General features: G+C 74.5%; 17 protein-coding genes and 5 tRNA genes. 6 read left to right on the top strand and 16 right to left on the bottom strand.

The genetic code is table 11. The features are described 5' to 3' along the window. Positions 1–6: 6 nt before the first annotated feature. Genes AQJ30_RS19180 through AQJ30_RS19170 form a run of 3 tightly spaced genes read right to left on the bottom strand, consistent with a single transcriptional unit; the run spans position 7 to position 2758 of the window. Positions 7–831, bottom strand: coding sequence for a GNAT family N-acetyltransferase (locus AQJ30_RS19180; protein ID WP_211279024.1), 825 nt, complete (start codon positions 829–831; stop codon positions 7–9). 53 nt (positions 832–884) lie between these two features. After that, positions 885–1706 (bottom strand): aminotransferase class IV, encoded by an 822-nt coding sequence (locus AQJ30_RS19175; RefSeq protein ID WP_067235412.1) that lies wholly within the window; start codon positions 1704–1706, stop codon positions 885–887. Then, the gene (locus tag AQJ30_RS19170; protein WP_067235410.1) at positions 1703–2758 is read right to left on the bottom strand and encodes a chorismate-binding protein; all 1056 of its coding nucleotides are present in this window, start codon (positions 2756–2758) and stop codon (positions 1703–1705) included. Before AQJ30_RS19170 ends, AQJ30_RS19175 begins: the two co-directional genes overlap by 4 nt. A 197-nt stretch (positions 2759–2955) precedes the next feature. Between AQJ30_RS19170 and AQJ30_RS19165 the strand changes: the two genes are divergently transcribed. From AQJ30_RS19165 to AQJ30_RS19145, 5 genes are all read left to right on the top strand, one after another. Beyond that, a tRNA-Gly gene (locus AQJ30_RS19165) sits at positions 2956–3028 on the top strand. 36 nt (positions 3029–3064) lie between these two features. Further along, positions 3065–3138 (top strand) — tRNA-Cys (locus tag AQJ30_RS19160). Between the two features lies 1 nt (position 3139). Next, positions 3140–3211, top strand: a tRNA-Val gene (locus AQJ30_RS19155). A gap of 23 nt (positions 3212–3234) precedes the next feature. Beyond that, positions 3235–3306: transfer RNA gene (locus AQJ30_RS19150), tRNA-Val, on the top strand. Positions 3307–3340: 34 nt separating this feature from the next. Continuing rightward, positions 3341–3412, top strand: a tRNA-Val gene (locus tag AQJ30_RS19145). A gap of 51 nt (positions 3413–3463) precedes the next feature. Here the strand turns inward: AQJ30_RS19145 and AQJ30_RS19140 are convergent. The 4 genes from AQJ30_RS19140 to AQJ30_RS19125 all read right to left on the bottom strand — a co-directional run bounded on the left by AQJ30_RS19140 (position 3464) and on the right by AQJ30_RS19125 (position 5713). Beyond that, entirely contained in the window at positions 3464–3757 is a 294-nt protein-coding gene (locus AQJ30_RS19140; RefSeq protein ID WP_079084145.1) for a TFIIB-type zinc ribbon-containing protein, read from the bottom strand. An 80-nt stretch (positions 3758–3837) separates the two neighbouring features. Next, on the bottom strand, positions 3838–4770 hold the full coding sequence (locus tag AQJ30_RS19135; protein ID WP_067235405.1) for a phosphotransferase enzyme family protein: 933 nt from the start codon (positions 4768–4770) through the stop codon (positions 3838–3840). Positions 4771–5033: 263 nt separating this feature from the next. Beyond that, positions 5034–5240 carry a hypothetical protein gene (locus AQJ30_RS19130; RefSeq protein WP_067235401.1) on the bottom strand — a complete coding sequence of 69 codons (207 nt, stop codon included), beginning with the start codon at positions 5238–5240 and terminating at the stop codon, positions 5034–5036. Positions 5241–5437: 197 nt separating this feature from the next. Then, positions 5438–5713 carry a hypothetical protein gene (locus tag AQJ30_RS19125; protein ID WP_067235398.1) on the bottom strand — a complete coding sequence of 92 codons (276 nt, stop codon included), beginning with the start codon at positions 5711–5713 and terminating at the stop codon, positions 5438–5440. A 196-nt stretch (positions 5714–5909) separates the two neighbouring features. Between AQJ30_RS19125 and AQJ30_RS19120 the strand changes: the two genes are divergently transcribed. Beyond that, on the top strand, positions 5910–7385 hold the full coding sequence (locus AQJ30_RS19120; protein WP_067235395.1) for a serine/threonine-protein kinase: 1476 nt from the start codon (positions 5910–5912) through the stop codon (positions 7383–7385). Here the strand turns inward: AQJ30_RS19120 and AQJ30_RS19115 are convergent. The 9 genes from AQJ30_RS19115 to AQJ30_RS19075 all read right to left on the bottom strand — a co-directional run bounded on the left by AQJ30_RS19115 (position 7352) and on the right by AQJ30_RS19075 (position 19907). Further along, positions 7352–8170, bottom strand: a complete 819-nt coding sequence (locus AQJ30_RS19115) for a TrmH family RNA methyltransferase (RefSeq protein WP_067235393.1) — start codon at positions 8168–8170, stop codon at positions 7352–7354. The two genes, AQJ30_RS19120 and AQJ30_RS19115, sit on opposite strands and share 34 nt — an antisense overlap. A 64-nt stretch (positions 8171–8234) precedes the next feature. After that, complete coding sequence (gene cobA, locus AQJ30_RS19110; protein ID WP_067235390.1) at positions 8235–9476, bottom strand: uroporphyrinogen-III C-methyltransferase; 1242 nt, start codon at positions 9474–9476, stop codon at positions 8235–8237. Positions 9477–9713: 237 nt separating this feature from the next. Next, complete coding sequence (gene cobT / locus AQJ30_RS19105; RefSeq protein ID WP_067235388.1) at positions 9714–13730, bottom strand: nicotinate-nucleotide--dimethylbenzimidazole phosphoribosyltransferase; 4017 nt, start codon at positions 13728–13730, stop codon at positions 9714–9716. Between the two features lie 346 nt (positions 13731–14076). Next, a complete protein-coding gene (gene cbiE, locus AQJ30_RS19100) occupies positions 14077–15288 on the bottom strand; it encodes a precorrin-6y C5,15-methyltransferase (decarboxylating) subunit CbiE (protein WP_067235385.1) in 1212 nt (403 codons plus the stop codon). 117 nt (positions 15289–15405) lie between these two features. Further along, positions 15406–16044 (bottom strand): GNAT family N-acetyltransferase, encoded by a 639-nt coding sequence (locus tag AQJ30_RS19095; RefSeq protein WP_067235384.1) that lies wholly within the window; start codon positions 16042–16044, stop codon positions 15406–15408. Positions 16045–16172: 128 nt separating this feature from the next. Next, on the bottom strand, positions 16173–17012 hold the full coding sequence (locus AQJ30_RS19090) for a MetQ/NlpA family ABC transporter substrate-binding protein (RefSeq protein WP_067235381.1): 840 nt from the start codon (positions 17010–17012) through the stop codon (positions 16173–16175). Between the two features lie 67 nt (positions 17013–17079). Continuing rightward, positions 17080–17805 carry a methionine ABC transporter permease gene (locus AQJ30_RS19085; protein ID WP_067235378.1) on the bottom strand — a complete coding sequence of 242 codons (726 nt, stop codon included), beginning with the start codon at positions 17803–17805 and terminating at the stop codon, positions 17080–17082. Further along, on the bottom strand, positions 17802–18845 hold the full coding sequence (locus AQJ30_RS19080; RefSeq protein WP_067235375.1) for a methionine ABC transporter ATP-binding protein: 1044 nt from the start codon (positions 18843–18845) through the stop codon (positions 17802–17804). Before AQJ30_RS19080 ends, AQJ30_RS19085 begins: the two co-directional genes overlap by 4 nt. Before the next feature lie 411 nt (positions 18846–19256). Beyond that, positions 19257–19907, bottom strand: a complete 651-nt coding sequence (locus AQJ30_RS19075; protein WP_067235374.1) for an HAD-IA family hydrolase — start codon at positions 19905–19907, stop codon at positions 19257–19259. Between the last annotated feature and the right edge of the window lie 21 nt (positions 19908–19928).

Below are 19928 nucleotides of genomic sequence, written 5' to 3'. Positions count from 1 at the left end.
CGGGCGTCAGAGCAGGGACTTGGCCATCGAGTAGCCCACCGGTTCGTAGCCGAGCGACTCGTACAGCCGCTCGGCCGGGGTGTTGCCCGCGAACACGTTGAGCCCGATGACGCGTGCGCCGGCGGCGATCGACTGGGCCTCGGCGAGCAGCATCAGGCCGCGGCCGTGGCCCCGGCCGCGGAAGGCGGGGTCCGCCTCCACGTCGTACACGAAGGCCCGGTCCCCCTCGACGTGCAGCCAGAGGGTGCCGACCCGGGTGCCCTCGTGTTCGAGGACGCTGATCAGCGTGTTCTCGGTGGCGGTCCCGTGCGGCAGCAGGCGCCGGTCGTCCCCCTCCGCCTTGATCCTCGCCTCCTGCTCGGGCACCCCGCGGCTGATCCAGCTCTGCGCGTAGGCGTGCAGGCCGTGCTCGCGCCAGGGTCCGTACTCGGCGTCGGTGAGCGGCCGGCCGCGGCTGCCGGCGGGCAGTTCGGGGGCCACCGTGCCGAGGGGCTTCTCCATGCCGCGGTTGCGGTGGACGTAGCCGAGCGTCGTCGCCAGCCGCAGGGCGACCGGTGCCGTCACGGGGATGCGCACCTCCAGCATCCGGCAGCCCCAGCCGCGTGCCACCTCCTCGGCGGCGAGGGCGGCGACCGTGCCCCGGCCGCGCCGGCGGTCGGGCTCGTCGATGCGCAGCTCGTCGATGCGGCCGATGCCCGGACCGAAGTCCGGGTGGGTGGACAGGCGTATCTCGCCGACCGGACGGCTGTTCACGCACACCTGGAAGTGGCGTGACACCGCCCCGTCGGCGGCTCGCTGGAGCGGCTCGGTGGGCCGCAGGGTCGTGGTCATCAGCTGATTTCTACCCCGCGCACGCCCCACCGGTCAGCTGCATATCCGGGAGATCAGGGGTCGAGGTCGTCGCCCGCGCGCTCCTCGAAGACGCGCATCGCCTTGGCCGTCACCGGGCCGGGCGCGCCGGGCAGTTCGCGGTCGTCGACGCGGTGCACGGCCTGCACGTCGCGCAGGGTGGAGGTCAGGAAGACCTCCTCGGCGCGGTCCAGGACGTCCAGCGGCAGGTCGGTCTCGTGGGCGCCGGTCCACTCGACGGCCAGCGCGCGCGTGATGCCCGCCAGGCAGCCGGAGTGCAGCGGCGGGGTGTGGATCTCCCCGTCGAGGACGACGAAGACGTTGGAGCCGGTGCCCTCGCAGAGCTGTCCGACGGTGTTGCCGAACAGTGCCTCGGTGGCGCCGTGCTCGTGCGCGCGGGCGAGCGCGACCACGTTCTCGGCGTACGAGGTGGTCTTCAGGCCCGTCACCGCGCCCCGTTCGTTGCGCGTCCAGGGGACGGTGACCACGGCCGTGGTGTCGGCGCGGCGGGTGGTCGCGCCGAGCGCGACCACCAGGGTCGGGCCGTGCTCGCCCCGGTCGGAGCCGAGGGGGCCGTACCCGCCGGTGTAGGTGATGCGCAGCCGGCCCAGCGGCACCGGGTCGGCCTCCAGGACGGCGGCGCAGGCGCGGCGGACCTCGTCGAGGTCCGGGTCGGGCAGGCCCAGGCCCCGCGCGGAGCGGGTGAGCCGGTCCAGGTGCCGGGTGAGGGCGAACGGCCTGCCCCCCTGTGCCTTGACCGTCTCGAAGACGCCGTCGCCCACGGTCAGGCCGTGGTCGAAGACGGAGACGCGGGCGGAGTCGCTGTCCTGGAGCCCGCCGTCCAGCCAGATCTTCACGTGTGCAGTCCCTCTCCACTCACCTCGTACGCTCCCGACGCTACCGCGAGGAGCCTGGACGCCTTCAGTTCGGTCTCCCGCCACTCCCCCTCGGGGTCGGACCCCCAGGTGATGCCGGCGCCGGTGCCGAAGCGCAGCACCGCGACGTCCGGCGCGGGCCGGTCGATCCAGAAGGTGCGGATGCCGACGGCCAGCTCGCCGGTCCCCCGGTCGGCGTCCACCCAGCCGATGCCGCCGCAGTACGGTCCGCGCGGTGCCGTCTCCAGGGCGTCGATGATCCGCAGGGCGCTGGACTTGGGCGCTCCGGTGACCGAGCCGGGCGGGAAGGCCGCGGCGAGCAGCTCGGGCCAGCCGGCGTCCTCGCGCAGCTCGCCGCGGACGGTGGAGACGAGGTGGACGAGGCCGGGGTGCTTCTCCACGGCGCACAGGTCGGGCACGGTGACGCTGCCGGTGGCGCAGACGCGGCCGATGTCGTTGCGGACCAGGTCGACGATCATCACGTTCTCGGCGTAGTCCTTGTCGAGCAGGTCCGCCTCGGTGCGGCCGGTGCCCTTGATCGGACCGGACAGCACGGTGCGGCCGTCCCGGCGCAGGAACAGCTCGGGCGAGGCGGTGGCGATCTCGACGCCGTGCCCGGGCAGCCGGATCGTTCCCGCGTACGGCGCCGGGTTGCCGCGGGCCAACAGGGCGGTGAGCGCGTCGACGTCGGTGTCCGGGGCGACGGGGGCGGACAGCACCCGGCAGAGGTTGGCCTGGTAGACCTCGCCGGCCGCTATGTGCGCGCGGATGCGCCGCACGCCCTCCTGGTACGCGGCGCTGTCGAGGGAGGACGTCCAGTCGCCGGCCGCCGGGCCCCGCCAGCGGCCCGGCACCGGTGCGGGCACGGGCGCGTGGCGGACGTCGGCGAAGCGCGCGCACACCAGCCGGCCCTCGAAGTCGGCGCTGACGGCCCAGAAGCCGGCGGAGTCCAGCGCGGCGGGGTCGTCGGTGACGTCGAGGAGGCCGGTGGCGAGGCGGTCACCGAAGCGGGCGAGGGCGGGCAGGTCGAGCACGGTGTCGAGTCTATGAGGGGTGCGCGGCGGTCCGGCCGCGTGTCCGCGCGGTGACCCGGACGTGACCCTCAGGGGCCCTGAGCTGGACCGCGGTGGAACGCAGGGCAGCACGCTGCGCAAACGCGTTTTTGTACTGGCCCGGGAATCCGCTAGAGTTCAACACGTCGCCGGGACGCGTGAGCGGACCGAACCGACAGGCGGACGTAGCTCAGTTGGTAGAGCGCAACCTTGCCAAGGTTGAGGTCGCGAGTTCGAGCCTCGTCGTCCGCTCGAAGGAAGAGGGGCCTCCCGGGCCCCTGCACTCCTGGTGGAGTGGCCGAGAGGCGAGGCAACGGCCTGCAAAGCCGTCTACACGGGTTCAAATCCCGTCTCCACCTCCAAGGACGATTAGCTCAGCGGGAGAGCGCTTCCCTGACACGGAAGAGGTCACTGGTTCAATCCCAGTATCGTCCACTGGAGCCGTTCGGCTCCCACCCGCGCGATTAGCTCAGCGGGAGAGCGCTTCCCTGACACGGAAGAGGTCACTGGTTCAATCCCAGTATCGCGCACGCAGTGCCCTTGGCCCGCGGGTCGAGGTCCCGAGGACGATTAGCTCAGCGGGAGAGCGCTTCCCTGACACGGAAGAGGTCACTGGTTCAATCCCAGTATCGTCCACACAGCGAACAGCCCCCGGTCCCGCGACCGGGGGCTTCGTCGTGGTCCGGCTCAGCTGGAGAACAGCATGTGGCCGAAGCTCTTGTGGCGGTGGTGGCCGCCGTAGTGCCCTCCGTGGTGACCGCCGTGCTGCGGGGCGCCCCAGGCGGGGGCGGGCGGGGCCGGGTACGCCTGCGGGGCGGGCGGGGCCGGCGGCGCGGCCGGCGACCACTGGGACTCCAGGCGGGTCAGCGCCTCCAGCTCGCCGTAGTCCAGGAAGATTCCCCGGCAGTTGCTGCACTGCTCGATCTGGACACCGTTGCGGTTGTACGTGTGCATCGCCGCATGGCACTTCGGACACTGCATGGTCGGCTCAACTCCTCGCCGGTCGGTCCTGCTTCGCGTTCCGCCAGGACAGACTCTGCCCGGCCGCGGTCGGTTGCACCCTACGTCGGCGGATTCGGTGCCTGTGCCCCGGGGAGCCGGCCCATCCGGGCGCAGGCGTCCACCAGGGCCTGTTCGACCTCGTCCAGCGAGCGGTCCTCGGCGGCGGCCTTGGCGACGGAGCTGGCGGCGGTCTGCACGGTCAGGGCGCGGGCCGGGACGTCCAACGCGGGCCAGGGATCGCCGTCCGCGGGGACGGCAGGGCCGCCGGCGGAGCGGTAGGCGCCGAGGAACCGCGCCCACTCGTCGGGCGGGAGCAGGCCGCAGGCGTACCAGGCGGCCGGGCGGGCGAGGTCCCACGCGGGGACGCCGGTGCCGAGGTCGTCGACGTCGATGAGGTGCCACGGGCCGTCGGGGGCGGGGTGGCGGACCAGCTGGCCGAGGTGGAGGTCGCCGTGGCACAGGGCGGAGGCGGGCAGGGGGGCCTCGGCGCGGGCCCAGGGGGCGAGCGTGGACCAGGCGGCGAGGATCGGAGCGGTGGCCGGGTGGCCGGGGCCCACGGTCCGGCGGAGCCGGTGCACCGCGTCGGCGGCCTTGGCCGGGCCGCGCATCGGGGGCAGGCCGGGCGGGGCGGGGGTGCGGTGGAGCCGGGCGAGCAGGGTGCCTGCCGCCTCCCAGGGCGCGGCGTCCGGGTCGCCGGGGTCCACGGGGGTGCCGTAGGGCCAGAGCGTGTGGGGGCGGGGCTGCCCCTCCGGTGCCGTGGCGACCGGGGGCAGGAGGACGCCGGGCAGGCGCGCCGCCACGCGGAGTCGGGCGGCCAGGGCCTCGGGGTCGGTGCCGGGGGCGTGCGCCTTGCCGACGAGGGAGCCGTGCCGGACGACGGTGGCGTCGGGGCGGTCGGCGAGCACGACCGTCTCGCAGGCGCAGCCCGGCAGGTCCCGGCCGGGGTGGACGGCCTGCCGTACGCGTGCGGCGAGGCTCGGGTGCGGCGACATGGGGGCGAGCGTACGACGTGGCGCGGGTCGACGGCGGCGGTGACTGGGGCTCGGAACGGCCGGGACGTCTCGTGCGCGAAGGGTGCGGGGCCTGGGCGGTCGCCCCGGGAAGAGGGACCCGTGCGGCCGCCCCGGGGAAGAGCAATGCCGGCGCAGCTCCCCAGCTGCGCCGGCATTTTGCCGTCCGCCGCACCCCCGTCCCCACGGGGTTTCATGGGTGGATGTCCCCGCCCGGACCGCTCTTCCGGGCCTGGGGTCGCCGCTCAGCGCCCCAGCATCACGCCCACGGACGACGCCTGTGTGGCCACCGTCTCCCAGCCGTCGAAGACGAGCAGGAGCAGGGCCGCTAGGGGAAGGGCCATCAGGGTCGCCACCAGCGGGTGGCGACGGCCCTGGCGGCGGGGGCGCACGCCGGCGTGCGCCGTGCGTCCCGGGTCGCGGATCAGCGTCCGCGGTGCCGTCTGGGCCATGGTCCCTCTCCTGACCGTGTCGGTTGTCGTCGGCAGCGGCGGGTGTCTGACCTCGGGGGACGAGTGCTGCACCCGCCGCTTGACCTCAAATCTAGGCGTGCGGCACCCGGCGGACGTCATGCCCTCGTACCGATTGCCGGGCCTCCCGGAGGATGAGCCACCCCCGGCGGTGTACTCCCCTGGGTGGAGACCAGGTCCTACGTCTCGGGGTCTTCCCGGAGGGGCTGCCCGGTCCGGCCCGATATCTCCGAACCGTCCTCGCGCGGGACCGGCTGTTCGACCAGGGCCAGGACCCGGTTCGCCATGAACCGGGCCGTCCGGACGACCACCCCGGTACGGGTGACTTCGCTCACTTCGACCACCCCCCTGCGCACCGCCGTCTCCACCCGGCGGCCCGCCCTGCTGGCCACCACCTCGTACGTGCGCGTCGTGTCCCCGGCGTCCACGACGATTTCCACTCGGTCACCCTTCATGGGCCCAATCCCCCTTCTGTGACAGGTGGTTGGGGTCAGGGGCAGGCCGAATGCGCCCTGTTCGCCCGCCTTCTGACCACCCCTCAAGTGTCCCACCGGGCACTGACAATCCGTCGGGACGAGAGGGCGCGGCCTCTGCGCGCGGGCGGCCGGGGAAACGTAAGCTGTGCCACGTCACACGGACCGGGCAGCGGGGATGAACATGGCGATGATGCGCCTGAGGCGCGAGGACCCGCGCGTCGTCGGCTCGTTCAGGCTTCACCGACGGCTCGGCGCGGGCGGGATGGGCGTTGTCTACCTGGGCTCCGACAAGAAGGGACAGCGGGTCGCCCTGAAGGTGATCCGGCCCGATCTCGCGGAGGACCAGGAGTTCCGGTCGCGGTTCGCACGCGAGGTGTCGGCCGCGCGGCGGATCCGCGGCGGGTGCACGGCCCGGCTGGTCGCGGCCGACCTGGACGCCGACCGCCCCTGGTTCGCCACCCAGTACGTGCCCGGCCCCTCCTTGCACGACAAGGTCGCCGACGAGGGACCGATCGGGGCAGCCGAGGTCGCCGCCATCGGCGCCGCCCTGTCGGAGGGGCTGGTCGCCGTGCACGAGGCCGGTGTCGTCCACCGGGACCTCAAGCCGTCCAACATCCTGCTGTCCCCGAAGGGGCCGCGGATCATCGACTTCGGCATCGCCTGGGCCACCGGTGCCTCGACGCTCACCCACGTGGGGACCGCCGTGGGCTCCCCCGGCTTCCTCGCCCCGGAGCAGGTGCGCGGGGCCGCGGTCACCCCGGCCACGGACGTGTTCTCCCTCGGCGCCACCCTCGCCTACGCCGCGATGGCCGACTCGCCCTTCGGGCACGGCAGTTCCGAGGTGATGCTGTACCGGGTGGTGCACGAGGAGCCGCAGCTGCACGGCGTGCCCGACGCCCTCGCGCCGCTGGTGCGGGCCTGTCTGGCGAAGGACCCCGAGGAGCGGCCCAGCACCCTGGACCTCTCGCTGCGGCTGAAGGAGATCGCCGCGCGCGAGGCGCACGGGGCGGGCGACGTGCGTCCGCCGGTGCCCCGCGCGCTGGAGGCCGAGCGGCCGACCGGGCGGCTGTCGGAACCGACGTACCCGCAGCGGACGCAGCGCCCGGCGGGCGGCGGTGGCGGAACGCCGTCCCGGGGCGGGGCACCCGCGTCGCGGGGCGGGAGCGCCCCCCGCAACGGCGCCGGGCCGCGCGGCGGGACCGGCTCGCGCGGCGCCGTCCCGGGGTCGCGCTCCGGTACGCCGAGGCCCGCTCCGGCCGCCCGCTCCACCCCGTCGGGACGCGGCACGCCGACCGGCGGGCGCACCACCCCGACCGGCGGGCGCGGCACGCCGACCGGGCGTGGCACCCGGCCCGGTGGCGGCGGCCGGCCCGGCCCCCGCAACGGCGCCGGTCGTCCGGGGCCCCGGCCCACCGGGACCGGGCGGCGGCCGGCCAATCCGCGGCTGCTGCGGCAGCGGCTGTTCGTCTTCGTGGTCGTGACGCTGCTGGTCGCCCTCGGCATCGGCATCGTCCAGGGCTGCCAGGGACCGGCCCGCGGCCTGGGCGACGACCACCACGGCGTCGTACGGCAGGACGTCGTACGGCAGGTTCCCGGGGTGCAGGCCGGGTCAGGGGATCAGGCCGTCGGGCGGCCCGTCGCCACGGCGTAGAAGGCGACCGCGGCCGCGGCGCCGACGTTGAGGGAGTCGACGCCGTGCGCCATGGGGATGCGGACCCACGCGTCGGCGGCGGCGAGGGCCCGGGCGGACAGGCCGTCGCCCTCCGCGCCCAGCATCAGCGCGACGCGGTCCATCCGGTGGGGGGCCGCCTCGTCCAGGGAGACGGCCTTCTCGTCCGGGGTGAGGGCGAGCAGCGTGAAGCCCTCCTCGCGGAGCGGGCCGAGGCCCTGGGGCCAGGTGTCGAGCCGGGCGTACGGCACGGAGAAGACGGCACCCATCGACACCTTCACGCTGCGCCGGTACAGCGGGTCGGCGCAGTCCGGGGAGAGCAGCACCGCGTCCATCCCGAGGGCGGCCGCCGAGCGGAAGATCGCGCCGATGTTGGTGTGGTCGTTGACGGACTCCATGACGACGACCCGGCGCGCGGCACGCAGGAGTTCGGTGGCCGTGGGCAGGGGCTTGCGCTGCATCGAGGCGAGGGCGCCGCGGTGCACGTGGTAGCCGGTCACCCGCTCGGCGAGCTCGGGGGTGACCACGTAGACGGGCGCCGGGAGTTCGTCGACGACGTCGCGCATGACGTCGACCCACTTGGCGGACAGGAGCATCGAGCGCATCGCGTAGCCCGCGTCCTTGGCCCGCCGGATGACCTTCTCGCCCTCCGCGATGAACAGGCCCTCGGCGGGCTCGCGCCTGCGGCGCAGCTCGACGTCGGTCAGTCCGGTGTAGTCGCGCAGGCGGGGGTCGTCGGGGTCCTCGACGGTGATGAGTTCGGCCACGGGGTGATACTGCCTCGTCCTGGATGGGGTGCCAAACGGCTGGGAACGACCACGCCGCCCGTGGTCACGCGCCCGACGCGGGGGTCCGTGCGCCGACGGCGACGACCTCGCCGACGACGATCACGGCCGGCGGCTTCACGTCCTCGGCGACGACCGTCTCGGCGACCGTGGCGAGGGTGGCGTCCACGCGCCGCTGGGTGGCCGTGGTGCCCTCCTGGACCAGGGCGACCGGGGTGTCCGGGGACTTGCCGTGCGCGACGAGCGTGTCGGCGATCCGGCCGATCTTGTCGACGCCCATGAGGACGACCAGGGTGCCGTTGAGCTTCGCCAGGGCGGGCCAGTCGACCAGCGAGCGCTCGTCGTCGGGGGCCACGTGCCCGCTGACCACGGTGAACTCGTGGGCGACGCCGCGGTGGGTGACGGGGATGCCGGCCGCGCCCGGGACCGAGATGGAGCTGGAGATGCCGGGGACCACCGTGCACGGGATGCCGGCCTCGGCGAGCGCCTGCAGCTCCTCCATGCCCCGGCCGAAGACGTACGGGTCGCCGCCCTTGAGCCGGACCACGGACCTGCCCTGCCGGGCGTGCTCGATCAGGGCGTTGTTGATGGCCTCCTGGGCCATGTACCGGCCGTAGGGGATCTTCGCGGCGTCGATCACCTCGACGTGCGGCGGGAGTTCGGCGAGCAGGTCGCGCGGGCCCAGCCGGTCGGCGATGACGACGTCCGCCTCGGCCAGCAGCCGGCGGCCGCGCACGGTGATCAGGTCCGGGTCGCCGGGGCCGCCGCCGACCAGGGCGACGCCGGGGGTGCGGGTGCGGTGGTGCGGGGCGACGAGCGTGCCGTCGCGCAGCCCCTCCACGACCGCGTCGCGGACGGCGGCGGTGTGCCGCGGGTCGCGGCCGCGCGCGTTCGTGGTCAGGACGGCGACCGTGACGCCCTCGCTGTGGCCGGTCGCCGGGGTCCAGGCGGTGGCCGCGTCGGCGTCGTCGGAGCGCACGCACCAGACGCGGTGCCGCTCGGCCTCGGCGGAGGCGGCGGCGTTGGCGTCGGGGTCGCTGGTGGCGATCAGGGCGTACCAGGCGTCGGCGAGGTCGCCCACGGTGTAGGCGCGCCGCTCCCAGGTGATCTCGCCGGCGTCCGCCATGGCCTCGACGGACGGGGTCGCCTCCGGTGACACCAGCAGGACGTCGGCGCCCGCCGCGATCAGGGCCGGCAGCCGGCGCTGGGCGACCTGACCGCCGCCGAGGACGACCACGCGACGGCCGGTGAGGCGGAGACCTACGGGGTAGGCGGGGTGTTCGGCCATGGGGTACGGCTCCTCATCCGGGCGGCTGCACGGGTCCTGGGCGGCTGCCAGGGCCCCGGGCGACTGCGAAGGTCCTGGGCGACGGTACGGGGACGCCGGGGGTCCCCGCGAGGTCGGGAAGGGCGCTGCGGCGCTGGAGCGGCCCTGACGTGCGGATTTTAGCCGTCCGCACGGCGTACGGCGGGGCCGGGGGGAACGCGTGGCTGCGTACCCCGCCGACCCCGGCGCGGTGCGGTGCTACTTCTCGGTGACGCCCGCCGAGTCGAAGGTGGCCACCTCGTGCATCGCGCGGGCCGTGCTCTGCACCAGCGGCAGGGCGAGCAGGGCGCCGGTGCCCTCGCCGAGGCGGAGGTCCAGGTCGACCAGGGGGCGCAGGCCCAGCTTGTTGAGCGCGGCCACGTGGCCGGGCTCGGCGCTGCGGTGGCCCGCGATGCAGGCCGCCAGCACCTCGGGGGCGATCGCACGGGCCACCAGGGCGGCGGCACCGGCGCTGACGCCGTCCAGGATGACCGGCGTGCGCAGCGAGGCGCCGCCGAGCAGGAGGCCGACGATCGCCGCGTGCTCGAAGCCGCCGACGGCCGCGAGGACGCCGATCGGGTCGGCCGGGTCCGGCTGGTGGAACTCCAGGGCGCGGCGCACGACGTCGGTCTTGCGGGCCAGGGTCTCGTCGTTGATGCCGGTGCCGCGGCCCGTCACCTCGGCCGGGTCGGCGCCGGTGAACACGGAGATCAGCGCGGCCGACGCGGTGGTGTTGGCGATGCCCATCTCCCCGGTGAGCAGTGCCTTGTTGCCGGCCGCCACCAGGTCGCGGGCGGTCTCGATGCCCACCTCGATGGCCTGCTTGGCCTCCTCGCGGGTCATCGCGGGGCCGGTGGTCATGTCGGACGTGCCGGCCCGGACCTTGCGGGGCAGCAGGCCCGGGGTGGCCGGCAGGTCGGACGCGACGCCCACGTCGACCACGCAGACCTCGGCGCCCACCTGGCTCGCGAAGGCGTTGCAGACCGCTCCCCCGCCGAGGAAGTTGGCCACCATCTGGGCGGTCACCTCCTGCGGCCAGGGGGTGACGCCCTGGGCGTGCACGCCGTGGTCGCCCGCGAAGATCGCGACGGCCGCGGGCTCCGGGATGGGCGGCGGGCACTGCCGGGACAGGCCCGACAACTGCGCGGAGATGATCTCCAGCATGCCGAGCGCGCCGGCCGGCTTGGTCATGCGCTTCTGCCGCTCCCACGCCTCGCCGAGCGCCTTGGCGTCCAGCGGGCGGATGCCGGCGACCGTCTCGGCGAGCAGGTCGTGCGGGTCCTCGCCGGGCAGCGCGCGCCGCCCGTACGTCTCCTCGTGCACGACCCAGGACAGCGGGCGGCGCTTGGCCCAGCCGGCCTGCATCAGCTCGGGCTCGTCCGGGAACTCGTCGACGTACCCGACGCACAGGTAGGCCACGACCTCCAGGTGCTCGGGGAGCCCCAGCGCGCGCACCATCTCGCGCTCGTCGAAGAAGCTGACCCAGCCGACACCCAGGCCTTCGGCGCGGGCGGCGAGCCAGAGGTTCTCGACCGCGAGCGCGGAGGAGTACGGCGCCATCTGCGGCTGGGTGTGCCGGCCCAGGGTGTGGCGGCCGCCGCGGGTGGGGTCGGCGGTGACCACGATGTTCACCGGCGTCTCGAGGATGGCCTCGATCTTCAGTTCCTTGAACTGCTTCGCCCGGCCCTTGGGCAGCGACCTCGCGTACGCGTCGCGCTGGCGCATCGCCAGTTCGTGCATCGCGCGGCGGGTCTCGGCGGACCGGATGACGACGAAGTCCCAGGGCTGGGAGTGGCCGACGGACGGCGCGGTGTGCGCGGCCTCCAGGACGCGCAGCAGCACCTCGTGCGGGATGGGGTCGCTGCGGAAGCCGTTGCGGATGTCCCGGCGCTCGCGCATGACCTTCAGGACGGCCTCGCGCTCGGCATCGTCGTACCCGGGCGCGGCGGGACCGGCGGGCCGGGCCGCCTCCTCCGTCGCGGCGCCGCCCTCCTCGTCCTGCTCGGCGGCCCGGGTGTCCAGGTCCTCGGCGCTCTGGGCGACCTCGGGGTCGGGCTCCTGGGCGGTGGCCGGGGCCGCCGGGGCGGGGGCGGGGTCCGCGGTGCGGGGGGCGGGGACGGCGAGGGGGGCGGTGGGGGCCTCGGGGGCGACCGGGGTGCCTGCCGCGACCGCCGTGGGCTGGTCGGCGGACGGGGGCGTGAGGTCCGGGGTGGTGGGGGGCTGCGGCGCTTCCGGGGTCTGCGGCGCCTGGGGCGGCCGGGGCAGGTCCGACAGCTCCGGCAGGGCCTGCGCGTGCACGACGGGGGCGGCGGCGAGGTGCGGTGCTTCCTCGGTCTGGGTGGGGTCAGCGGCCGGTGCGGTGTCGGCGGCCTGGACGGCGTCGGCGGCCGGTGCGGCTTCCGCAGGCAGGACGAGGGACTGCGGCGGGGTCGGCGCGGCGAGGTGCGGGGCGCCGGGCACCGTGCCGTCGACCGGCACGAACCGGCCCGGCGCCTGCTCGCCCTGCACCTGCGGGCCCGCCACGGGAGCACCGGGCGCGCTCTGCGCCTGGGCTGCGGGGTCGAGGTGCACGGGGCCTCCCAGGGGGGCGGGGACGGCCGGTGCGTCCGGGATGAGGGGCGCGACGTCCGGGGTGGGGTCCGAGGCCTCGTCCTGCGGCTGCACCTGTGCCTGCGGCTCGGGGTGGGGCTGGGCCTGGGGCTCGGGTGCCGTGACCGAGGGCTGCGCGAGCTGGTCGGGCTCGGGAGTGGTGCCGGCCTCGGGCGTCGGCGGCTGAGCCTCCACGACGGCGGGCTCGGCGGGCGGGGCGACGGGGGCGGCCGCAGGGGCCGGAGCCTCCTCGGCGACCGTCGGCTCGCTGACGACGGCGACCGGGGCCGGGACCTCCGCGAGGGCGTGTGCTTCCTCGGCGATGTCCACGGCGACCGGCAGGACCGGAGTCAGTTCGACAGCCTCGGGCACCTGCGCGGGGGCCTCGGTCTCCTGGAGCTCGGGCAGGGCCTGGGACTCCGGGGCCGGGACGGCGAGGGACTCGGCGGGCACGGCGACGGCCTCTGGAGCCGGGGCCGTGGGGACAGCAGGGACCGCGTCGTCTCCGGGCACCGGCTCGGGCAGCGCGGCCATGTCATTGGCCTTCGGGTCCACCGTCTCGGGGGCGGCAACCGCCTGCTGGACGGCCACGGGCTCCGGAGCCTGCTCGACGGACTCGACGACCTCGGCGGCCTCGACCGCCTCGGGGCTGGCGGCCCCCGCCGGGGCGGCCTCGACGGCCTCCGCCGCAGGCGTCTGCACGGGCTCGGACGCGCCGGTCACCGGCGTCACCGGCGTCTGAGGCTCCTCGGCGGCACCCTCCGGAGCGGCAACCGCCTCCTCCACGGGCACACCGGCACCGGCGTCCTCGGCGGGAGCCTGGTCCGCGTCCGCGGGCACCCCGGCAGCGCCACCCGCGACCGCCTCGGTCACCGTCACCGGCACGTCCGCGGGCGCGCCCGCGTCAGCCGTGTCCGGGTGCTCGGGAGCGGCGGCGACGGCCTCGGCCACGGCCTGCGCCGCGGGGGTCTCCTCCTCGGCCGGCTGTGGGGCCGTCGCGGCGATGGCCTCCGTGGCCAGGCGGGCGACGACGGCCTGGGCCGCGCCCACCGGCTCCGGGTGCGGCGCGGCGGCCGGGGCCGGGGCAACCGTTTCGGCGGGGGTGCCGGCCGGGGCGCCCCACGGTGCGGCGCCCTGCGGGGGCAGGTCACCGGCGGCCTGGGCGTCGAGGTACTCGGGGCCGGACGCGGGCGGCACGGGGTGACGCACCGGCGCACCGGCGGGACCGCGGTCGGCGAGCGAGCGGACCGGACTGGCGGAGGCGTCGGGGATCGGCGGGCCCAGGTGCAGCGGCCGGCGCGGGGTGATCGGCGGGATCGGGGTGGTCGGCGCGGTGGGCACCGGGCGGCGCACGGCGGTCAGGTCGACCGCGCCGCTGTCCCGGCCGGACAGCTCGTGCGGGCCGGGCTCGTGGACGCCGGGCTCGCCGGGGCCGGGCGCGTGCAGGGCCTCCATGACCGGTTCCGGCGCGGGCGGCGGGACCTCGTTGCCCCAGGCCCCGCCGGAGCCGGGCAGCAGCAGGTCCTCGTCGGCGGCGGTGGTCTCGGAGAGGTAGGGGTACGCACCGGGCTCGGGAACGCCCGGCTGCTCCACCGTGCCTGCGCTCTCCGGCAGCCCCTCGCCCGGGATCTGGCCGGTGTCGGTCATGCGTACCCCTCGCCCATCGGTTAGTGCTCCTACGACCAGCTCACCCGGAACGGCGCACCGACCGCCCCGTAGTGAAGAACGAGCGTCCGTGCCCAGCGGCACGAACGACCCGCCCGAAAAAGACGACAAAGCCATTCAGTGGCATTGTCGCGGTCGTCCGGCCGTCGCGACAGCATGATCCGCGACGCTCCGCTGTGGACTGCGCCACGTTGCGCGTCCTCCGGTCACGCCGTACCACACGCATCCCAAAACGGATGGGTTTTCCGGACATTGACCGACGAGGTGCCGGGTGCCCGAAAGCGGTACGACGATCGGCCACCCTACCGCGCGCGGTACGACAAGAGGATCACGGGGCGCGATCCGGCAGAACCCCGCTGAGCAGGAACGCGACGCTCCGCTCGGTCTCCGTCCAGGCACGGGTGTCGAGTTCGACGGACTGGATGAGGGCGCACTCGACGCGGTAGCCGTGTTCGCTCAGGTCGCGGCCGACGAGTTCGGCGGCGTCGCGGGTCATGGCGTGGGTGACGATGCACTGGGGACGGCGGTCGGCGACCGCGGAGACGACGGCCGCGCCCCCACCGGCGATCCGGACGACGTCCGGTTCGGGCAGGTTCTCCAGGACGTGCGGGGCGGTGCCGTGGACGACGTGCATCTGGACGCCGTGGCGGCGGGCGGCGGCCTCGGTGCGGGCGCACGCCTCGGCGTCCCGGTCGACGGCGAGCACGGCGGCGCCGGCCCGCGCGGCCTCGGTGGCGAACGCGCCGCTCGCGCAGCCGATGTCCCACACCAGGTCGCCGGTCCGGGGCCCGAGACGGGCCAGTTGGGCGGCGCGCAGCAACTCCGCCTCGCCCTCGCCGAGTCCGCCGCCGTAGGCGTCGGCGGGCAGGGTCCAGCCGCGCGGGCCGGCCGCCGGGTCGCGCCCGGCGATCCAGTCGCCGTTGTCCCCGGCGGTCACCGGGCCGCCGATGACGATGACGACGTTGGGGTCGCGCCAGATGTGGTCGGCGGCCTTGTCGGAGGTGACGACGCTGACCTGCTCGCGGGCGGTGCCGAGTTCCTCGCAGACCACGAAGGTGCGGTGGACGCCCTCCAGCAGCAGCCCGAGTTCGGCGGGGCCGGCGCCGGGTGAGGTGAGGACGGCGACCTTGGCGTGGGCGCGGCACACGTTCACCGCGCGGCGCAGGGTGCGGCGGTGGGCGACGACCACCTGGGCGTCGTCCCAGGGCATCCCGGCGCGGGCGAAGGCGGCGGCCACGGAGGACACGGCGGGCACGACCTCGACCTCCAGGCCGAACTCCGGTGCGCGCAGGGTGCGTACGACGCCGAAGAAGCCGGGGTCGCCGTCGGCGAACACCACCGCGGTGCCGCGGTGGGCGGCGATGCGGCGGGCGGCGAGGGCGGTGCTGCCGAGGCGGATGCGTTCGGCGGCGGGCGGTACCTCGGGCAGCGCCAGGTGGTGGGCGGCGCCGGCCACCAGTGTGGCGGCACCGAGTGCGGAACGTGCCGCGGCGGTCAGCGGTGAGCCGTCCCAGCCGATCACCGTGACGCGGTCGGCCATGGTCGTCAGTCTCCCGGGGATGTGCGCAGGCTGCGGGCTCCGTGAGGGTACCTGGTCGCGCGGCCCGGGGCGCGGCGGCGGTCCGGGGTCGGAGGGTCCGCGGGGTGTTCGGGCCGGTCAGTGCCAGTCGTCGTACGACGGGTAGCCGTCGCCGTCGGCGAGTTGGTCCCCGACGCCCTCGAGGTCCTCGGGGAGCAGGCTCCAGACGATGAGGTCGGTGCGGACGTCCGTCCAGGCGCCGCCGTCGTCCTTGGCGCGCGCTATCCAGGCGCCGCGCAGGACGCCCTCGCTGATGCAGCCGATCTTCTGGGCGACCTGCTGGGAGGCGGTGTTGTCGGCGGCGGTGCGCAGTTCCAGGCGCTCGAACTTCTGGTCGTGGAACAGCCACTGAGCGGTGGCGAGGACGGCTTCGCTGGCGTAGCCCTCGCCGCGCGCCCAGGGAGCGACGACGTAGCCCATCTCGGCGGAGCGCACGCGCCAGTCGGCGTTGCGCAGGTGGACGGTGCCGACCAGGCGCTGGGTGAGGAACTCGGTGACGGCGAAGACGATGCCGCGGCCGGCGGTGCGTTCGGCGGGGGCGGTCCCGGTGACCCAGGCGCGGGCGTCGGCCTCGGTGTAGGGGTGGGGCACGGAGGTCCAGGCGACGACGGATTCGTCGTTCATCATCTCGGCGAGGGCGTCGACGTCGGAGTCCTCGAAGGGGCGCAGGACCAACCGCTCCGTACTGATGGAGACGTTCGGGAAGGTGCCAGTCATGCGCCGCTCCGTAAGCTTCGGAAATACCGTCAGGTCCTGCTGAACTGCCCAGCATGCAGCATGAAAGCACCTGACCGCACCACGGGGTCCACTGCCTTTCCGGCAGCGGACCCCGTGCGTGTGAGGGGTCAGAACGCCGGGACGACGGCGCCCTGGTACTTGTCCTCGATGAACTTCTTGACCTCGGGCGAGGTGAGGAGCTCGGCGAGCTTCTGCACGCGCGGGTCGTCCTCCTCGCCCTTCTTGACGGCGAGGAAGTTGCCGTACGGGTTGTCCTTGGGGGACTCGGCGGCGATGGCGTCCTTGGCCGGGCTGAGGTCGGCCTCCAGGGCGTAGTTGCCGTTGATCACCGCGGCGTCGACGTCACCGAGGGAGCGCGGCAGCTGGGCCGCCTCCAGCTCCTTGAACTTCAGGCCCTTGGGGTTGGAGGTGACGTCCTTCGGGGTCGCGTCGTAGCCCACGCCGGACTTCAGGCCGATGACGCCGTTGACCGCGAGCAGCTTCAGCGCGCGGGCCTCGTTGGTGGTGTCGTTCGGCAGGGCGACGGTGGCGCCCTTCTTGAGGTCGTCGAGCTTCTTGACGCCCTTGGAGTAGACGCCGAGGGGCTCCAGGTGCACGGTCCCACCGGGCACGGCCACGATGTCGGTGCCGTTCTTCTTGTTGAAGTCGGTGAGGTAGGGCTGGTGCTGGAAGTAGTTGGCGTCCACCTCGCCCTGCTGGACGGCCGTGTTGGGCGTCACGTAGTCGGTGAACTCCTTGACCTCCAGCTTGAGGCCGGCCTTCTGCGCCAGGTGGTCCTTCACGTAGGTGAGGATCTCGCCCTGGGGGGTCGGGGTGGCGGCGACGGTGAGGGTGCCGCCCCCGTCGGCCTTGGAGTCGGAGTCGGAGCCCGAGCCGCAGGCGGAGAGACCGAAGGTGAGGGCTCCGGCGGCGAGGACGGCGGTGGTGATCTTGGCGGTGTTACGCACGAAAAGTGCCTTTCCTGAAGGGTGGAGCGGCCCCGTCGTTGGGTGGACGGGGAGTTCTGGGAGGGGGTCAGGCGGTCTCGCCGGCGGCCGCGTCGGCCTTGAGCAGACGGAGCCTGGGGGCGGGGCCGGACCGGCCGTCGCGGCGGTGCAGCGAGCGGGCGGCGTAGTCGCCGGCGAACTGGATGAGGGAGATGACGACCGCGAGGATCGCCACCGTGATCCACATCAGCTGGGTCTCGAAGCGCTGGTAGCCGTAGCGGATGGCGATGTCACCGAGGCCGCCGGCGCCCACCGTGCCGGCCATCGCGGAGTAGCCGATGAGGGCGACGACCGTGGTGGTGGTGCTGGCGATCAGCGAGGGCAGGGACTCGGGGACGAGGACCTTGCGCACGATCGTCCAGGTGTTGCCGCCCATGGCCTGCACGGCCTCGACCAGTCCGCCGTCCACTTCGCGCACGGCGGTCTCGACGAGCCGCGCGAAGAACGGGACGGCGCCGATCGCGAGGGGCACGATGGCGGCCTCGCGGCCGATGGTCGTGCCGGTGATCCAGCGGGTGAAGCCCATGAGGGCGACCATCAGGATGATGAACGGCATCGAGCGGGCGATGTTCACGACCTGCCCGAGCACCTTCTGCGCGACGACGTTCTGGAGCAGCCCGCCCCGGTCGGTCAGCACCAGGAGGATGCCCAGCGGCAGTCCGCCGGCGACGGCGATGAGGGTGGACCAGCCCACCATGTAGAGGGTGTCCCAACACGCCTGCGACAGCAGGGGCTGCATCTCGGTCCAGGTCACTTGGCGCTCTCCTTCACCAGGGCGGTCTGCCGGGCGGCGGAGTCGACGACGTCGATCTGCAGGCCCTTCTCGCGCAGGAAGCCGATCGGCACGACGTTGTCCTCGTAGCGGCCGGGCAGTTCGATGCGCATCCGGCCGATCTGGAGGCCGCCGACGGTGTCGATGGCGGCGCCGAGGATCGAGATGTCGATGTTGTAGGTGCGGGCGAGCTGGGAGACGACCGGCTGGGTGGTGTGCTCGCCGTGGAAGGTGACGTCGAGGACGGTGCGGTCGTCGCCGGTGGCCTCGCCGCCGACCGGGAAGAGCGCGGAGGCCAGCTGCGAGCCGGGGGTGGCGAGCAGCTCGCTGACGGTGCCGGACTCCACGATGCGCCCGTTCTCCATGAGGGCGGCGGAGTCGCAGACCGACTTCACGACGTCCATCTCGTGGGTGATGAGCAGGACGGTGAGGCCGAGCTGGCGGTTGAGGTCGCGCAGCAGCGCCAGGATCGAGCGGGTGGTCTCCGGGTCGAGGGCGCTGGTGGCCTCGTCGGAGAGCAGCACCTTGGGGTCGCCGGCGAGGGCGCGGGCGATGCCGACGCGCTGCTTCTGGCCGCCGGACAGCTGCGCGGGGTAGGCGCCGGCCTTGTCGGCGAGGCCGACCAGGTCGAGCAGTTCCAGGGCCTTGGCGGAGCGGGCCCGGCCGGAGGTGCCGAGGATCTCCAGCGGGAGTTCGACGTTGTCCTGCACGGTCCGCGAGGAGAGCAGGTTGAAGTGCTGGAAGACCATGCCGATGCGGCTGCGCGCCCGCCGCAGCTCCTTGCCGGCCCGCGGTCCGCGCCCGGCGAGGGCGGTGAGGTCCTGCCCGGCCACGGTGACGGTGCCGGAGGTGGGGCGTTCGAGGAGGTTGACGCAGCGGATGAGGGAGGACTTGCCGGCGCCGGACTGGCCGATGACGCCGTAGACCTCTCCTTCGCGGACGTGCAGGTCGACGCCGTCGAGGGCGGTGACCTCGCGACCGCGCGAGCGGTAGACCTTGGTGAGGCCCGAGGTGGTGATCACGTGGGTTTCCGTCACTGTCGAGTGCGCGGCGCGTCGTGGGCGCCGGCACGGGGCATGCAGGGTCGAAGGCAGCCCGGCGCGGCACGTCCGCGCGCGAGGGCGCGGTGGGACACGGGGAGGACGTGCGCGGGGGGCGGGCTCAGTCGCGGACGCGTGGCGTACGGCGGGACGTGAGCGGGCTCTCGCTTCGGGGCGCGAGGCTCAGGTGGTGCAGGGGCCCTCTAGCAGGCACACATTCGGCGCGTGGGACACATACAACGAGCACCGGGCGTCATGGTCGCCTCGGTCGCAAGGGTGCGGCAGCTCGTCGTGGTCATGCGATCAGTAAAGCAGACGGACGGTCCTGACACGGCATGACTGTCCGCATTGCGGACAGCCGTGGACAGCTTGCGGAACGGCCGCGGCCGGCCGTCACCCGCGGACGGAGATGTCGATCCCTCCCGCCGTGACCTGCACCGACAGGGCCGACAGGTCGCTCACCACCAGGTCGGCGTCGAGCTCGTCGGCGCGGTGGGTTGTGGCCAAGGCCACGGTGGTCATGCCGGCGGCGCGGCCGGCCGCGAGTCCGGCCGGGGCGTCCTCGAGGACGACGCAGCGGGCCGGGTCGACGCCCAGCTGCCGGGCGGCGAGCAGGTAGGGCTCGGGGTGGGGCTTGCCGCGGGTGACCTCGTCGGCGGTGACCAGGGTCTTGGGGCTGATGCCCACGGCGTCGAGGCGGGCGGCGGCCAGGCGGTGGGTGGCGGAGGTGACCACGGCCCAGCGGTCGGCGGGCAGGGCGTCGAGCAGGTCCCGGGTGCCGGGCAGCAGCTCCACTCCCCCGTCGGCCACGTCGTCCACCTCCAGCCGCTCGACGCGGGCGACGGCCTCGGCGACCCGGTCGGCGGGCAGCAGGTCGCCCACGATCTCCACGGCGGTGCGGCCGTGCAGGGCGATCCCGGCGAAGTCCTCGGCGCTGACGCCGTACTCGCGTGCCCACCTGGTCCAGCAGCGCTCCACCGAGGCGAGGCTGGAGACGAGGGTGCCGTCGTTGTCGAACAGGAGGGCGTGCGCGTGGATCGTCATGACCTCGACCCTACGCCCAGT

This window comes from Streptomyces longwoodensis (genome assembly GCF_001514125.1).
GTDB lineage: Bacteria > Actinomycetota > Actinomycetes > Streptomycetales > Streptomycetaceae > Streptomyces > Streptomyces longwoodensis.
Note: the sequence above shows the minus strand (reverse complement) of the source record. Positions and strands in the feature narration are given on the sequence as shown.

What these genes read in the sequence shown, in the direction of transcription:
- AQJ30_RS19180 (WP_211279024.1), bottom strand. Translation starts at nt 831, where the DNA reads ATGACCACGACCCTGCGGCCCACCGAGCCGCTCCAGCGAGCCGCCGAC.
- AQJ30_RS19140 (WP_079084145.1), bottom strand. Translation starts at nt 3,757, where the DNA reads ATGCAGTGTCCGAAGTGCCATGCGGCGATGCACACGTACAACCGCAAC.
- AQJ30_RS19135 (WP_067235405.1), bottom strand. Translation starts at nt 4,770, where the DNA reads ATGTCGCCGCACCCGAGCCTCGCCGCACGCGTACGGCAGGCCGTCCAC.
- AQJ30_RS19130 (WP_067235401.1), bottom strand. Translation starts at nt 5,240, where the DNA reads ATGGCCCAGACGGCACCGCGGACGCTGATCCGCGACCCGGGACGCACG.
- AQJ30_RS19125 (WP_067235398.1), bottom strand. Translation starts at nt 5,713, where the DNA reads ATGAAGGGTGACCGAGTGGAAATCGTCGTGGACGCCGGGGACACGACG.
- AQJ30_RS19120 (WP_067235395.1), top strand. Translation starts at nt 5,910, where the DNA reads ATGAACATGGCGATGATGCGCCTGAGGCGCGAGGACCCGCGCGTCGTC.
- cobA (WP_067235390.1), bottom strand. Translation starts at nt 9,476, where the DNA reads ATGGCCGAACACCCCGCCTACCCCGTAGGTCTCCGCCTCACCGGCCGT.
- cobT (WP_067235388.1), bottom strand. Translation starts at nt 13,730, where the DNA reads ATGACCGACACCGGCCAGATCCCGGGCGAGGGGCTGCCGGAGAGCGCA.
- cbiE (WP_067235385.1), bottom strand. Translation starts at nt 15,288, where the DNA reads ATGGCCGACCGCGTCACGGTGATCGGCTGGGACGGCTCACCGCTGACC.
- AQJ30_RS19095 (WP_067235384.1), bottom strand. Translation starts at nt 16,044, where the DNA reads ATGACTGGCACCTTCCCGAACGTCTCCATCAGTACGGAGCGGTTGGTC.
- AQJ30_RS19075 (WP_067235374.1), bottom strand. Translation starts at nt 19,907, where the DNA reads ATGACGATCCACGCGCACGCCCTCCTGTTCGACAACGACGGCACCCTC.